This is a genomic window from Microlunatus flavus, from assembly GCF_900110855.1.
In the GTDB taxonomy this organism is placed as follows: Bacteria; Actinomycetota; Actinomycetes; order Propionibacteriales; family Propionibacteriaceae; genus Microlunatus; species Microlunatus flavus.
The window spans coordinates 666,107-680,727 of sequence record NZ_FOFA01000001.1 but is presented as its reverse complement, the minus strand read 5'-3'; the positions used below and the strand labels follow the sequence as shown (position 1 = coordinate 680,727).

Sequence of the window (14,621 nt, the reverse complement as noted above, 5' to 3'; positions counted from 1 at the left end):
CCTCATGCTCACACGACGGTGGTGGGCGCGGCGGAGCCGCGGTCGGTCGTCGCGGCGAGGGCCGCAAGGGTGCGGCGCGGCATCGGTCCCTGCGCGTAGCGGCAGCCCATCTCGGTCAGGGCCGCGAGCTGGTCGGCGGTGGTGACGCCCGCGGCCACGACCTGCCAGCCGAAGGTGTGGGCCGTCTCCACGGTCAGGCGCAGCAGCATCGAGGAGCGCATCGGGCCGCGGGCGAGGGCCTCGGCGTCGAGGCGGACGAGGTCGACCGGGAGGAGGGCCCACCGGTCGGTCGGCGCCTCGTGCGTGCCGAACCCCTCGACGCAGACCATGACCCCCAGGCTGCGCAGCTCCCCGAGGTGGGCGAGCGCCGTGACGTCGGCGACGACGTCGGAGGCCCCGACGACGAGGACGAGCCGGGCGGGGTCGAGCTCGGCGGCGGCCAGGGCCGCGGCCACGTCCGTGACGACCCGTCGGCGACGGAGGTGGCGCACCGAGACCGGGACCTCGACGAGCGCCGGGCGCGAGCCGGCGGGGATGCTGGCCGCCTGGCGGGCGGCGGTGCGCAGCGCCCAGGCGTCGAGCTCGCAGACCAGCTCCGTGCGCTCGGCGACGGGGAGGATGGCGTCGCGGGTCAGCTCGTCCGCCCCGGGCCGGGGCCAGCTGACCTTGGCCTCGTAGCCGGCCACGCGACCGGCGCGGAGGTCGACGACCGGCTCGTGCCGCAGCTCCAGGTCGCCCGCCGCGATGGCCGCGAGCAGCGCGTCCTGCAGGCCCTGGCGCCGGTCGAGCTCCTGGCGCAGGGAGGTGTCGAAGACCTCGACCCGGCCCCGGCCCGCCAGCTTGGCGCGGTAGACGGCGACGTCCGCCTCGGCCAGCAGGCGCTCCGGGTCGACCGTCCCGTCGAGCGCGACCGCCACCCCGACGCTCGCGCCGATGCTCACCTCGCGGCCGCTGCCGAGCACGACCGGTTCGGAGAGGACGCGGACCAGACGTTCCGCGACGGCGACCGCGGAGGCCTCCTCGTCGACGGGCTCGACGAGCACGACGAACTCGTCGCCGCCGAAGCGCGCCACGACGTCGCCGTCGCGGACCGCTTCCTGCATCCGCGCCCCGGCCACCACGAGCACCTCGTCGCCGGCGGCGTGGCCGAGGGTGTCGTTGACCTGCTTGAAGCCGTCGAGGTCGACGAACAGCACCCCGACCACCGCGCCGCTGCGCTGGGCCCGGCTGAGCGCGCCGCGCATGAGGAAGACGGCCTGGGCACGGTTCGGCAGCCCGGTGAGGCTGTCGTGCGCCGCCTGGTGGGCGAGCGCGACCCGGGCGGCCTCGCGCTCGGCGTTCGCGGTCGAGATGAGGTCGAGCGACAGCTTCATCCGCGCGACGACCAGGCCCGACAGGGCGACCGACCCGACGACGACCGCCCAGAGGTCCAGGCGCAGGCCGAGCGCGGCCTGGACGGCGAGGACGACGGGGGCGACCACGGCCGCGCCCGCGAGGCTCGCCAGTCGCAGCCGGCTGAACCGGACGGGTTCGACGCGGGACGCCTCGGTCATCGAGACCATCGACGGGTGCAGCGCGGCGACGCCCGTCAGCGCGTACGAGAGCAGCCAGAGGAAGTCGATCGCCCCGCTGGCGTCCCAGGTCGTTAGCCGCAGGCCGGTGGTCAGGGCGTCCCCGACGGCGAGCAGCGCCATGGCCGCCACCAGGAAGCGGAACGACCGGCTCCGCCCGCCCGGGGTCGTGACGAGCCGGATGAGCAGGCCGACGAGCACGATGTCGGCGACGGGGTACGCGGCGGCCACGGCCGCCGCGGCGGCGGAGTCGCGGAACAGGTCGAGCGTGGGCCGGGCCAGCAGCACCCAGGCGAGGACGCCGAGCGCCACCGCGAGGATCGCGCTGTCGAGCAGGCCCGCGGTGTCGCGCACGGAACGGCGGCCGCGGATGAACAGCAGCAGGCCCACGGCCATGACCGGGTAGCCCGCGAGGTAGACGGGGTCGGCCACCGTCGGGAAGCCGTCGGCCCCGAGCACGTCGGAGAACCACGACCCGAGCGCGTCGCCGACCGACCACACCATCGTGCCCGTCGCCAGCAGGTGCCAGGGCCAGGCCTGCGACGGCCGGTTCGCCCGCACCCCGCACTCGATCGCGACGACGGCGGCGAGGCCGACGGCGACGTACGCGGCGTCGCGGGGCAGGCCGTCGGGCAGCAGGTAGTAGCTGGCGACGACGAGCGCCGCGGCGCCGAGGAACCACCCCCAGGCCCGACCGGCACCCCGGATCCCGCGAGCGCCTGGGGCAGCGCCGCCCGCGGGCGCGGGCACGGCGGCAGGGTCGACGGTGAGGTCGACGGGGACGAGAGCGGACGCGACGGGGCGCACGGAACCTCCTGGACGTGCTCTCCCCGAGCACTGGCAATCTATCGGTTCCGGCCGGGCGGCGGGCGCGGCGAGGGACGAGGGGTCGAGATGGTGCTGGCGGTGACGGGCTCGACGGGTCACGTCGGAGGGCGGGTGGCGCGGGCGCTCGCGCCGGCGGTGGACCGGCTCGTGGTGCGGGACGCCTCGCGCGCGCCGCGGCTCGACGGCGACCCGGAGGTCGTCGAGGCGGCGTACGACGACGCCGCCGCGAGCGAGCGGGCGCTGCGGGGCGTCGACGTGCTGTTCATGGTGTCGGGCGCGGAGTCCCCGGTGCGACGGGCGCAGCACCGCACGTTCATCGAGGCGGCCGCCCGCGCCGGCGTCCGGCACCTCGTCTACACCAGCTTCGCCGGCGCGGCGCCGGACGCGGTGTTCACGCTGGGCCGCGACCACCACGACGCCGAGGAGGCCGTCCGGGGCAGCGGGATGGCCTGGACGTTCCTGCGCGACAGCTTCTACGCCGACTTCTTCCCGATGTTCGCCGACGAGGAGGGCGTGATCCGCGGGCCGGCCGGCGAGGGCAGGGTCGCCGCCGTGGCGCGGGCCGACGTCGCCGACGTGGCCGTCGAGGTCCTGCGCGACCCGGCGGCGCACACTGGGGCGACCTACACGCTGACCGGACCGGAGGCGTTCACGGTCCGCGAGGCCTGCGAGCGGATGACCGTCGCGCTCGGCCGCCCCTTCTCCTACGTGCCCGAGACGCTCGACGAGGCGTACGCGTCGCGCCGGCGCTGGAGCACCGAGCAGTGGCAGCTCGACGCGTGGGTCAGCACCTACCTGGCCTTCGCGTCCGGCGACCTCGCCGCCGTCAGCCCGGACGTCGAGCGCATCACCGGGCACCCGCCGCGGACGCTGGAGCAGAGCCTCCTCGGCGACTGAGCCCGCTCCGATGCTGAGCGCAGGCTGAGCGCGGACACCCAGAGTTCACACGCACGTCGGCCAGACGTGCGTGTCGGAACACCGCGCCGTCTCCTGGCGGGAGTGCGATGGAGCCATGCTCTCTCCCGCCCCAGCGGCAGCGACGAGTGGTCCGGACACGGACCCCCAGCAGCTGGTCGTGGCGCACCGTGGCGCCAGCGGCTACCTTCCCGAGCACACCCTCGCCGCCTACGAGCTCGCCTTCGCCCAGGGCGCCGACGTCGTCGAGCCCGACCTCGTGATGACCGCCGACGGCGTGCTCGTCGTGCGGCACGAGAACGAGATCGGCGAGACCACCGACGTGGCCCGCCGGCCCCGGTTCGCCGACCGGCGCACGACCAAGGTCGTCGACGGGCACGTCTGCACCGGCTGGTTCGCCGAGGACTTCACGCTCGAGGAGCTGAAGACCCTCCGCGCCGTCGAGCGGCTGCCCCACCTGCGCCCCGGCAGCAGCGCCTTCGACGGCGCCTTCGGCCTGGTCACGTTCGACGAGCTCCTCCAGCTGGCCGCCCGTTCGCGGACCACGGACGGGCGTCCCGTCGGCCTGCTCGTCGAGGTCAAGCACGCCACCTACCTCGGCTCGATCGGCCTCGACCCGGTCCCGGCGATCCTGGCCGCGCTCGAGGCCGCCGGGCACACCAGCGTCGACGCGCCGGTGATGCTGCAGAGCTTCGAGACCACCTGCCTGCGCCGGCTCGCCGAGCAGTCCGACGTCCGCATCGGCCAGCTGGTCGAGGTGTGCGAGGGGCCGTACGACCAGACGGCCGCGGGCACGCCCCAGACGTGGCGCGACCTGCTCTCCGCGCCCGGTCTGGCCGAGATCAGCCGCTACGCCGACGCGGTCGGGCTGGAGAAGGAGCTGATCATCCCGCGCGACGCGGACGGCTGGTTGCTCGCGCCGAGCCCCGTCACGCACCGGGCGCACGACGTCGGCCTCGAGGTGTTCGGCTGGACCTTCCGCGGCGAGAACGGCTTCCTGCCGCTCGACTTCCGCCGGGGCAGCGACCCCTCGGCCCAGGGCGACCTGGCGGGCGAGATCGCCGTGCACCTCGCCGCCGGCATGGACTCGGTGATCACCGACCACCCCGACCTGGCCCGCATCGCCCGCCACGAGAAGGTGCTCGTCGCGGCCTGAGGTGCTCGGGTCCTGAGCGGGCGAGGAGCGCGCCCCTCTCGGCTCAGGCCGACGCAGCGCAGTGGTGGCGCCCGACCGGCACGACCGTCGGCGTGCCCGACAAGGGGTCGTCGACGACGACCGACGCGATCCCGAACACCCGCTGGACCAGCTCCGGGGTCACCACGGCCCGCGGCGCCCCCTGCGCGGTGACGGCCCCGTCGGTCATGGCGATCACGTGGTCGGCGTAGCGGCAGGCGAGGTTGAGGTCGTGCATGACGACGACGATCGTCGTGCCGCGCTGCCGGTTGAGGTCGGTCAGCAGGTCGAGCACCTCGATCTGGTGGGCGAGGTCGAGGTAGGTCGTCGGCTCGTCGAGGAGCAGGACGTCGGTCTCCTGGGCCAGGGCCATGGCGATCCAGACGCGCTGGCGCTGGCCTCCGCTCATGTCCTCGATCCGGCGGTCCGCGAGCTCGGTCGTGCCCGTCGCCTCCAGCGCGCGGGCCACCGCCTCGTCGTCGGCGGCCGTCCAGTGCCGGAACCATCCCTGGTGGGGGTAGCGGCCCCGCCCGACCAGGTCGGTGACCGTGATGCCCTCCGGTGCGACGGGTGCCTGGGGGAGCAGGCCGAGGACGCGGGCGACCTCCTTGCTCGGCGTGCGGTGCACGCTCTTGCCGTCGAGCAGCACAGCCCCGCGCACCGGCGTGACCAGCCGGGCCATCCCGCGCAGCAGCGTGGACTTGCCGCAGCCGTTCGCACCGACGACCACCGTGATCCGCCCGTCCGGGATCGCGACGGAGAGGTCGTCGACGACGGGCCGGTCGCCGTACGCGAGCACGAGCCCCTGCGCCTCGAGGCGGTGGGACGCGGCGGGTTCGACGTGCTCGGCGCTCATCCGCCGACCCCCGCCCGGTTGGAGCGGATGAGCAGGTAGAGCAGGTACGGCGCGCCGACGGCCGCGGTGACGACGCCGACGGGCAGCTGGAAGGGCAGCAGGTGCTGGCCGGCGACGTCGCTGACCACGACGACGAGGGCGCCGACGAGCGCGGCGGGCACGAGCGAGGGCCCGCTGCCGCCGGTGAGCCGCTTGGCCACGGGGCCGGCCACGAAGGCCACGAACCCCACCGGGCCGGCCGCGGCGGTCGCGACGGCCGCGAGCACCACGGCGAGCGCGATGACCGCGAGCCGTGCGGCCTCGACCCGGAGCCCGACCGACGCGGCGACGTCGTCGCCGAGCTGGAGCACGAGCAGCGTCCGGCCGGCGAGCAGCAGGAGCGGCACGAGGACGAGGCAGGCCAGGGCGAGGGTGCGGAGCTGGCCGGCGGAGGCGCCGTTGAGGCTGCCGGTGAGCCAGACGAGCGCAGCCTGGGCCTCGAAGACCTCGGCGCGGGTCATCAGGTAGTTCACGACCGCGACCATGAGCGCGGAGACGCCGACGCCGACGAGCACGAAGCGGTAGCCGGACAGCCCGCCGCGGTAGGCGACCGCGTAGATGAGGGTGGCGGCGAGGAGCGCCCCGCCGAGAGCGGCGCCGGAGACGAGCAGGCCGCTCCAGCCCAGCAGCAGGATCGCGAGCACGCCGCCCGCGCTGGCGCCGTAGCTGATGCCGATGATGTCGGGGCTGGCGAGCGGGTTGCGCAGCAGGCACTGGAACGTCGTGCCCGACAGCCCGAAGCACGCGCCGACGAGGATCCCGGTCAGCACCCGGGGCAGGCGCAGGCCGAGGACGATGAAGTTCGACGCCGTCGTCCCCTGCCCGGTCAGCGTGGCCAGCAGCTCGGCGAGGGGGAGCGGGTAGTCGCCGAGGCTGAGCGCCACGCCCGAGGCGACGGCGAGCGCGACGACGAGGCCGACGCAGACGGTGGCCGTCCGCGTGCGGGCGTGGCGTCGGACGCGGCGTACGGACGGGGTGCCGACGCGGGCGGCGAGGGTTCCGCGGGCGGCGGGCGCGAAGGTCGTCACAGGCCGGCCAGCCGGTGGCGGCGGACGAGGGCGACGAACACGGGCGCGCCGAGGACGGCGGTGACGATGGCGACCTGGACCTCTCCGGGACGGGCGACGACCCGGCCGACGACGTCGGCGGCCAGCAGCAGGACGGGCGCGAGCAACATCGAGGCGGGCAGGATCCGGCGGTAGTCGTTGCCGACGAGGGTGCGCGCGACGTGCGGGATGGTGAGCCCGACGAAGCCGACCGGGCCGACCGCAGCGGTCGCCGCCCCGGAGAGCAGCACGACCGCGAGGGCGCTGCCGAGGCGGACGAGGCCGACCCTCGCCCCCAGGCCTCGGGCGACGTCGTCGCCCATCGCGAGGGAGTTCAGGCTGCGCCCGAGCACGAGGGCGAGCACGCCGCCCACGAGGAGGAAGGGCAGCACCCGCGCCGCGACGCCCAGGTCGCGACCGTTCAGGGAGCCGACCTGCCAGAACCGGAACTGGTCGAACGTCGACTGGTCGCTCAGCAGCAGCGCCGTGGTGAAGGCGCCGAAGAACGCCGTGACGGCGGCGCCGGCGAGGGCCAGCTTGACCGGGGTCGCGCCCTCGCGGCCGAGGGCGGCGACGGAGTAGACGAGGACGGAGGCCCCGGCGGCGCCCAGGAACGCGAACCAGACGTAGCCGGACACGCTGCTGACGCCGAAGACGCTGATGCCGAGGACGATCGCCAGGGCCGCGCCGCCGTTGACCCCGAGGACGCCGGGGTCGGCTAGCGGGTTGCGCGTGACGCCCTGCATGACGCAGCCGGCCAGGCCGAGGGCCGCGCCGACGAGGAGGCCGAGGACGGTCCGCGGGAGGCGCGAGGTGACGACGACCAGCTGGTCGGCGCTCGTCGGGTCGTAGGCGGTGAGGGCGTCCAGCACGGTGTCGAAGCCGATGCTGCGGGCGCCGATCGCGAGGCTGGCCAGGACGAGCAGCAGGAGCGCGAGGCCCGCGAGGAGCAGGACCGGGGTGGTCCGCCGCGCCGGGGCCCGGCCCGCCGGGGAGGGCGTACGGCGCGTGGGCGCTGAGCGCTCTGCCGTGAGGGCCATGCAGGTGAGGCTAGCCTAAGTTCTCGTCCCACGACGTGGTCGGAGGACGGTGATCTCGACCGCACACGTCGGTAAGGTCAGCCTCACCTAACTCGAGGAGACGACCATGACGAGCACGCCCCGGCTGAGCCGCCGTTCCCTGCTGGCCGCGCTGGCCGCCACCCCTGTCCTCGCCGCCTGCGGCACCTCTACCCGCGGCGGGGGCGCCCCGGCCGCGTCCTCGGGCGCCGCGTCGTTCCGCTACACCGACGCCCGCGGCAAGGTCATCGACGTCACGCCCGTGCCCACGAACGTCGTGGCCCAGAGCTCCGCCGCCGCCGCGCTGTGGGACGCCGGCATCAAGGTCAAGGGCGCGTACGGCGAGCTCAAGATGACCGACGGCAAGCTCGACTACCAGGCCGGCAACCTCGACCTGTCCCAGCTGACCGTGATCGGGTCCTCGTACGGGGAGTTCAGCGTCGAGAAGCTCGCGACCATCGCTCCCCAGCTCCTGGTCGACCTGTCGTTCGACGACAAGACGCTCTGGTACCTCGACGCGAAGGTCGAGGCCCAGGTCGCGGCGCTGTGCCCGACGCTCGGCATGAAGATGCTGGACCAGGGCCTGGTGCCGATCATCGAGGCGTTCACCGACCTCGCGGCGAAGCTGGGCGCCGACCCGTCGGTGTCGCAGTCGGCCAAGACGGGGTTCGACGCGGCGAGCAGCACCCTGGGTGACGCGATCATGGCGGCCGGCGGGGCGAAGGTCGCGCCGCTCAGCTTCGACGCGGACAACGTCTACGTCGGCAACCCCGACCAGGCGCCCGACCTCGCGCTCATGAAGGGTCTGGGGGCGCAGTTCGTCGACGCGAAGACCACCGAGTACTTCGCGACGGTCAGCTACGAGAACCTGCCGGACTACTCCGGCGACATCATCCTGGTCGACGCCAGGAACACCTACACGGGCTACCGCGACTCCGCGGTCTGGAAGTCGCTCCCCGCGGTCAAGGCCGGCCGCGTCTTCGCCTGGAAGCCCGCCGCGCCCTACTCCTACCTCTCGAGCACCGCGGTCCTCCAGGGCTACACCGACGCCTTCGGGTCGCTGAACTCCTGACCTCCCGCGGAATTCTGACCGCTCGATCGACCTGAGACCGGTCACCCACGCTCGGCGTGAGCGCGACGAGTCGACGAGCGGTCAGAATTCCGCGCCCCGGATCGCGAGCGCCTGGCGGATGGTCTCCAGCACCTCGTCCGGTTGCTCGACGAGCATGCGCCAGGTGAAGCGGAGGACGAGCCAGCCGTCGAGGACCAGCGCGTTCTGGCGCCAGCGGTCGTCCTCGAACACGTGCTCGTCGCGCTCGTGCAGCCGACCGTCGATCTCGATCGCGACGTGCAGGTGCCGGAAGCCGACGTCCAGGTAGCGGCGGCGCCCGCTGACGAGCACGGGCAGGTTCGCCTTCCACCCGACGATCCCCGCGCTGCGGAGGAGGCGGTGGCAGACCCGCTCTGCGGCCGACCACGGCTCGTCCCGCGAGTCGAGCAGCAGCGCGCGGCGCACGCCGTTGCCGCGACGACCCCCGGTCAGCTCGAGGGCGTGGTGCAGACCGGGCAGCGTCGCCGTGCGCGTGCGCAACGCCTGGTCGATGCCGTCGCCACCGAGGTCGTCGCACAGGTCGAGCGCCGTGAGCGCCGGGCAGGTCAGCCGGAAGCGGTCGCGCTGCACCACGAGCTCCGGCGGAACTGTCCGCCGGCTGCCCGAGAAGCCTGGCGGCGCCCGCCACTTGTGCGCGAGCGCGTAGGTGACCGTCTCGCCGCGCAACCCGGGCCAGAAGCCGAGCTGCGCCGCGGTCGGACCGGCAAGCACGGCATCGGGTTGCCGCACGACCAGCGCCGTGGCCCGGACCAGGCGCTCCGGCGCCCTCGCTCGGGAGCTGTAGACGCCGGGGACGACGGCGACCAGCTCCCCGGCGCGCACCATCCGCCCGATGGCGCCGACGAGCGACGGGTGGTCAGCCCGGGCCACCACTGCGTCGCGGTCGACCAGCCGTCGGACCTCGTCCTGCAGCGATGACACGTCATCAGGACGCCAGACCGGTGTTGTCCGAGCTGTTGTCCGCCGTGCCGCCGGTGGTGTCCGTCGGAGCGGCCTAATCCTCCGTGAGCACCGCCACCCCGTACGCCGGCAGGCGCACCTCGCGCGCGCTCCTGATGGTCCGGTTCTCGACCTGCTTGCCCTTGGCGTCGTAGACGCGCAGCCGGGCGGAGGCGCCCTCGGGCACGACCGTGGCGCGCTGGCGCGAACCTGACGCCGAGTGCACGAGCGTCGTCCGCGCCTCGCCGGCGAGGACGAGCCGGGAGACGAGCGGGCGGACCAGGACCGCGTCCAGCCGGACCGTCCCGCGCTGCGCCAGTACCGTCACCGGACCGTCGGCTGGAACCACCGTCCGGTCGAGCCGCTGGGGGAGCAGCGCGCCCGGCGCGGCCGTGACGCCCTGGTCGCCGACGCGGTGCTTCAGCGTGCCGAGACGCCGGCCGTCCTGCTCCCAGCGGCTGCGGGCCCTGCCGTCCTCCTCCTGCCACGCGACCGGCTCGAGCCGCACCCGCGCGTTCCCGTCGCCGACGACGATCCGCGCGGTCTGCCCCTTCTCCAGCGCCAGGTACTGCCCGCTCCACGCCGACTCGCCGGTCCACGACGCGGTGGGCGTCTCCACCGTCCCCGTCGTGCTGAGCGCCGACTCGGCCTCGACGACCCGCAGGCCGTCGCGGCTCACGAGCTCCGTCGTCGCCGTCGCCCGGGCCCGCACCGCCGGGTGCGCGTCCAGCGCGAGCATCGTCAGCAGCCCGTGGATCGTGCTCTCGGCGCCGCTGTTGCGGTTGATCCGGCCGTCGACCTCCAGCCCGTCGAACGTCACCCCGGTCGCCGGGTCGTACATCGGCTCCCCGGAACGGTTGGCGCCGAAGAACCACGCCGCCTCCATCCCGGCGAGGTCGAGGCCGAGCCGCGTGCCGCCGACCTCGGCCACGGCGAGCAGCGACTGCACGCGCGAGTCGACGCCGTACGGGATCTGCACCCGGTCGGTCGGCGAGGGCTGCCAGCCGTTGTCGGCGCCGTCGCTGGTCAGCAGCGTCGGGTCGAAGCGCACCGCCTCCGTCACCGCCGGCTTCAGCAGCGAGGGCTTCCCGAGCGCCTGCGAGCTCCGGGCCAGCGCCGCCGACTGCTGCGAGCTCCACGCGTGCCAGAGCGAACGCGACTGCGCCCACGGCAGGACGGCCCCGTACGGCCAGCCGTCCGGCTCAGACGCCATCGCGGCGATGCCCTTGGCCAGCTGGCGCAGCGCGTCGTGCGCCAGGCCGTCGTCGCGCGCACCTACGTACGCGCTCAGCCCGAGCACCGCCTCGGCGGTGGCGTCCGAACCATCGACGATCAGCCAGGACGGGACCTTGCGCCCGTCGGCCTCGACGTAGCGGCCGTAGCGGACGAGCACGTCGCGGTTCAGCGCCCGCACCGAGAGCCGGATGCGGTCACGCAGGAACGCGGCGAACGCGGGGTCGGCGTCCTCGAACGCCGCGTAGCCCTCCCCGAACGCCCACAGCGTCCGCGCCTGCCAGTAGCTCGGGCCGGAGTCCGACGGGTCGGGGAGCTCGACCGGCTCCGCGCTCGGGTTGAGCGTGCCGTCGGGCTGCATCCACAGCACCGAACGTCCGCGGTTCGCACCCGTGGTCGACTGCAGGTACGCGGTCGCGCGCAGCAGGTCGTACGCCTTCTGCCGGCTGGCGCCGTTGCCGGTCTGGCGCCAGTGCCGCAGGTAGACCACGGCCGCGCGGGCGATGTCGTCGCTGTTGAAGGCGCCCTGCGTCCAGGTCCCGTCCGGCCGCAGCGTCCCGCCGCCGACGCGGCGGTAGGTGCCGTCGTCGTTCCGGTCGGCGTAGGTCCACGGGACCTGCAGCGCGGGCTCCTCGGCCAGCCGGTACGTCGTGTGCCCCTCGACCGCGGCCGGGCTCACGTCGTCGAGCAGGAGGTCGAGGTGCGCCAGGTTGGTGACCGTGGTCGTCGCCGCGGCCGCCGGGACGGGCCGCGACAGGGGTGACGACGCGAGCGCGGCCAGGGCGAGGACGAGGGCGAGCCCGAGGCTGACCCACCGCGCGTTCCTGGAGCCGATCGACGGGTGGGCGGGCCGAGCGACAGTGCTCGGCAGGGGACGGTTCACGGGTTCCTCCGGGTGAGGCGGGCGACGCCGATGGCCGAGTCGGCCATGCCGTAGAAGACGAAGTGGGCGCCGTCGATCTCCTCGACGGCGGTGGGGAAGACGACGTTCGGGACGATGCCCGTCCGTTCCGCCTCCGTGGACGGCTCGAGCAACGGTTCGCGCGAGCGGGTGGTCACCCTCCAGGGCTCGTCGGCGTCGAGGATGATCCCGCCGGCCACGTACCGCACCTGCTGCTGCTGGGCGCGCTGCTCGTCGATCACGCCCGTCACCCCGTGGTGCAGCAGCAGCCACCCCTCGGGCACGCGCAGCGGGGGCGGTCCGCCGCCGATCTTGAGCTGTTCCCACGGCTGCTCCGGCCCGGCCAGCCAGCGGTGCCCGCGCCAGACGGTGAGCGCGCCCAGGTCCGCGCGCACGTCCGCGAGCGGCACGAAGCTGATCCAGATGCTCTGCCGGTCCTCGACCGGCCCGGGCGGGGTGTCGCGCACCGGGTCGTCGCCCCGGAACGGTCGCAGCATGCCCATCGGGCGGTGCAGCACCGCGAGGCTCTCCACCCCGTCCGGGGCGGTGACGGGCTCGGGGAAGAAGACCGTGTCCTTGTTGTGGAACAGGTTCAGGTCGGCGCCCCACTCCGGCGGAGCCGTGGCGTCCCAGCGGAAGACCACGGGGCCGTGCCGTTCCCACGTCCGCAGGTCCGTCGACGTGGCGATCGCCGTGCGCGGACCCAGCGGGCCGAACGCCACGTACGTCATCACGTGCCGCCCGAGCGCCTCGACCCACGTCACACGCGGGTCCTCGACGCCGGCGTTGCTCTCGGCGGTCTCCCAGGTGGTCTCGGGTTCCAGCACCACGCCCTCACGCTCGACGCCGGTCGGCACGCCGTCGGTGACGACGACCCTCGCCAGGCCGACGCGCGACACGTTGCCGGTGGCGACGATCCGCGGCAGCAGGTACAGCTCACCGTCGGGACCCCGTCCGGAGGCGGGGTTGAGCACGCCCTCCGCCTCGCGGGGGTCGTCCTCGGCGGGCGTCATGACGGTCCCGACCCGTTCGAGGGCGTACGGGAAGCCCGGGTCCGGGGCGCCCCCGTCGCCGCGGTCGGCGCTCGTCGAAGGGCTCACGGCACTCACTCCTTCACCCCGCTGCTGAGGTCGGCGTTGACGAACTGGCGCTGGAAGAACGCGAACAGCACCACGACCGGGAGGACCAGCACGACGGCTCCGGCGAGCAGCGCCCCGAACGGGTTGGCGGTCGAGTTGGCCACGTTCGAGAGGTAGTTGGCCAGCGCGACGGCCAGCGGCTGCAGGTCCGCGCGCTTGGTGATCAGGAACGGCCACAGGAACTCGTTCCACGGACCGATGAAGGTCAGCAGGACGACGGTGACCAGCGCCGGCCGGATCAGGGGCAGGGCGATCTTGGTGAGCAGCTGCAGCTCGCTGGCGCCGTCGATGCGGGCGGCCTCGAACATCGCCTGCGGCAGCTGCAGGAAGTACTGCCGGAAGATGATCACCGCGGTGGAGTTGATCGCGAACGGCAGGATCATCCCCAGGTAGTTGTCGGCCAGCCCGTAGCTCCGTGCGATCAGCACGTAGAGCGGGATGATCAACAGCTGGAACGGCACCACCTGCACGAGCAGCGCGAGCGCGAACACCCCACCGCGGCCCCGCCACTGCAGCACCGCGAGCGCGTAGCCGACGAGTGCGCCGAACACGACGGTGCAGATGATCACGCCGGCCGCGAAGATGCCGGAGTTGAGCACCGAGCGCACCAGGTCGAGCCGCGCGTCGATGGTCACGTAGTTGCTCAGCGTGAGGTTCGACGGGTGCGGGAACGCGCCGGCGACGGTCTGGTCCGGCTCGCGCTGCAGCGAGCCGACCACCATGTAGTAGAAGGGGAACAGGAAGACCACCGCCCCGATCCCCAGCGTGAGGCCGCCGACGAGGGCGGGCACCACCGCCCGGCGCGACGCACGACGACGTGCGGGAGCCGTCGTCCGCCCAGCGGCGGGGGTCTGCTGGGTCGTGGTCATCGGTCTCGACCTCCGGCGAAGCGGTTGGACAGGTAGGACAAGATCAGCGTCCCGATGACGAGCAGCACGCCGATGGCGGCGGCGTAGCCGGGCTGACCCTGCTGGATGCCGTTCTGGTACATGACGAGGACGGGCGAGCTGGACGCACCGTTCGGCCCACCGCCGCCGGTCAGCAGGTAGGGCTCGGTGAAGAGGTTGGCGCCGGTGATGATCGACAGGATCAGCACCAGCACCGTGGCCGGCCGGAGCGCCGGGACGGTGACGTTCACGAAGCTCTGCCACCGGCTCGCGCCGTCGGTGGCCGCCGCCTCGTACAGGTCCTTGGACACGTTCTGCAGGCCGGCGAGGTAGAGCAGGATGTAGAAGCCGAGCCCCTTCCAGGTGACGAAGAGCGCGATGCTCGGCATCGCCCACCGCTCGTTCACCAGCCACGAGGGGTCGGGGGCGAGCGGGCCGAGCACCCGGTTGACGATCCCGCCGCTGCTGAACAGGAACAGCCACACGCCGACGATCGCGACGCTGGAGGTCAGGTAGGGCAGGTAGAAGGTGACCCGCAGGAACGCCCGGGCGTGCGCGACGCGGTCGAGCAGGCTCGCCAGCACGAGCGACACCACGACCGTCAGCGGCACGTTGATCACCAGGAAGACGGCCACGTTGACGAACGACTGCCGCACGGCCGGGTCGACCAGCGCCGCGGTGTAGTTCTCGAGGCCGATGAAGGGCTTCGGCACGGTGACGCCGGGCGCGGTGAAGAAGTAGTCGTGGAACGACATGTACACCGCGAAGCCCAGCGGGTAGGCGAAGACGACCGCGATGAAGACGAGGTACGGCGCGCTGAAGATCCAGCCCAGCGGGTTGCTGCGGGTCCCCCGCCGGGTCCGCGAGCGGGGCTCGCGGACCGGCGGGGCGACCGCAGCCGGCGCCGTGGTCGAGGTGGCCACC

General features: G+C 73.9%; 12 protein-coding genes. 3 read left to right on the top strand and 9 right to left on the bottom strand.

What is annotated here, in order from left to right:
- Positions 1-8 precede the first annotated feature (8 nt).
- Positions 9-2,378, bottom strand: coding sequence for a putative bifunctional diguanylate cyclase/phosphodiesterase (locus BMY04_RS03315; protein WP_091177647.1), 2,370 nt, complete (start codon positions 2,376-2,378; stop codon positions 9-11).
- A gap of 87 nt (positions 2,379-2,465) precedes the next feature.
- Here BMY04_RS03315 and BMY04_RS03310 point away from each other — a divergent pair, with 87 nt between their 5' ends.
- Positions 2,466-3,296, top strand: a complete 831-nt coding sequence (locus BMY04_RS03310) for an SDR family oxidoreductase (RefSeq protein WP_091177646.1) — start codon at positions 2,466-2,468, stop codon at positions 3,294-3,296.
- Positions 3,297-3,474: 178 nt separating this feature from the next.
- Positions 3,475-4,470, top strand: coding sequence for a glycerophosphodiester phosphodiesterase family protein (locus tag BMY04_RS03305; RefSeq protein WP_232506068.1), 996 nt, complete (start codon positions 3,475-3,477; stop codon positions 4,468-4,470).
- A gap of 43 nt (positions 4,471-4,513) precedes the next feature.
- Here BMY04_RS03305 and BMY04_RS03300 read toward each other — a convergent pair whose 3' ends face one another.
- The 3 genes from BMY04_RS03300 to BMY04_RS03290 are packed head-to-tail and all read right to left on the bottom strand — an operon-like array spanning position 4,514 to position 7,469.
- Positions 4,514-5,344, bottom strand: a complete 831-nt coding sequence (locus BMY04_RS03300; RefSeq protein ID WP_091177644.1) for an ABC transporter ATP-binding protein — start codon at positions 5,342-5,344, stop codon at positions 4,514-4,516.
- A complete protein-coding gene (locus tag BMY04_RS03295; RefSeq protein WP_091177643.1) occupies positions 5,341-6,411 on the bottom strand; it encodes a FecCD family ABC transporter permease in 1,071 nt (356 codons plus the stop codon). Before BMY04_RS03295 ends, BMY04_RS03300 begins: the two co-directional genes overlap by 4 nt.
- Positions 6,408-7,469 (bottom strand): FecCD family ABC transporter permease, encoded by a 1,062-nt coding sequence (locus BMY04_RS03290; protein WP_091177642.1) that lies wholly within the window; start codon positions 7,467-7,469, stop codon positions 6,408-6,410. The genes BMY04_RS03295 and BMY04_RS03290 overlap by 4 nt, the downstream gene beginning before the upstream one ends.
- A 106-nt stretch (positions 7,470-7,575) precedes the next feature.
- Between BMY04_RS03290 and BMY04_RS03285 the strand changes: the two genes are divergently transcribed.
- Positions 7,576-8,559 (top strand): ABC transporter substrate-binding protein, encoded by a 984-nt coding sequence (locus tag BMY04_RS03285; RefSeq protein WP_091177641.1) that lies wholly within the window; start codon positions 7,576-7,578, stop codon positions 8,557-8,559.
- Between the two features lie 81 nt (positions 8,560-8,640).
- Here BMY04_RS03285 and BMY04_RS03280 read toward each other — a convergent pair whose 3' ends face one another.
- The 5 genes from BMY04_RS03280 to BMY04_RS03260 all read right to left on the bottom strand — a co-directional run bounded on the left by BMY04_RS03280 (position 8,641) and on the right by BMY04_RS03260 (position 14,620).
- On the bottom strand, positions 8,641-9,519 hold the full coding sequence (locus BMY04_RS03280; protein WP_091177640.1) for a DUF559 domain-containing protein: 879 nt from the start codon (positions 9,517-9,519) through the stop codon (positions 8,641-8,643).
- 73 nt (positions 9,520-9,592) lie between these two features.
- Positions 9,593-11,653 (bottom strand): hypothetical protein, encoded by a 2,061-nt coding sequence (locus tag BMY04_RS03275; protein ID WP_232506067.1) that lies wholly within the window; start codon positions 11,651-11,653, stop codon positions 9,593-9,595.
- The gene (locus BMY04_RS03270; protein WP_232506066.1) at positions 11,650-12,771 is read right to left on the bottom strand and encodes a glycoside hydrolase family 130 protein; all 1,122 of its coding nucleotides are present in this window, start codon (positions 12,769-12,771) and stop codon (positions 11,650-11,652) included. Before BMY04_RS03270 ends, BMY04_RS03275 begins: the two co-directional genes overlap by 4 nt.
- A 5-nt stretch (positions 12,772-12,776) precedes the next feature.
- Positions 12,777-13,679, bottom strand: a complete 903-nt coding sequence (locus BMY04_RS03265) for a carbohydrate ABC transporter permease (protein WP_091177639.1) — start codon at positions 13,677-13,679, stop codon at positions 12,777-12,779.
- Positions 13,676-14,620 carry a carbohydrate ABC transporter permease gene (locus BMY04_RS03260; RefSeq protein WP_232506065.1) on the bottom strand — a complete coding sequence of 315 codons (945 nt, stop codon included), beginning with the start codon at positions 14,618-14,620 and terminating at the stop codon, positions 13,676-13,678. Before BMY04_RS03260 ends, BMY04_RS03265 begins: the two co-directional genes overlap by 4 nt.
- Position 14,621: the final 1 nt, after the last annotated feature.

Coding starts and splice junctions, on each gene's coding strand:
- BMY04_RS03310 (WP_091177646.1), top strand. CDS start 2,466: ATGGTGCTGGCGGTGACGGGCTCGACGGGTCACGTCGGAGGGCGGGTG.
- BMY04_RS03300 (WP_091177644.1), bottom strand. CDS start 5,344: ATGAGCGCCGAGCACGTCGAACCCGCCGCGTCCCACCGCCTCGAGGCG.
- BMY04_RS03290 (WP_091177642.1), bottom strand. CDS start 7,469: ATGGCCCTCACGGCAGAGCGCTCAGCGCCCACGCGCCGTACGCCCTCC.
- BMY04_RS03285 (WP_091177641.1), top strand. CDS start 7,576: ATGACGAGCACGCCCCGGCTGAGCCGCCGTTCCCTGCTGGCCGCGCTG.
- BMY04_RS03265 (WP_091177639.1), bottom strand. CDS start 13,679: ATGACCACGACCCAGCAGACCCCCGCCGCTGGGCGGACGACGGCTCCC.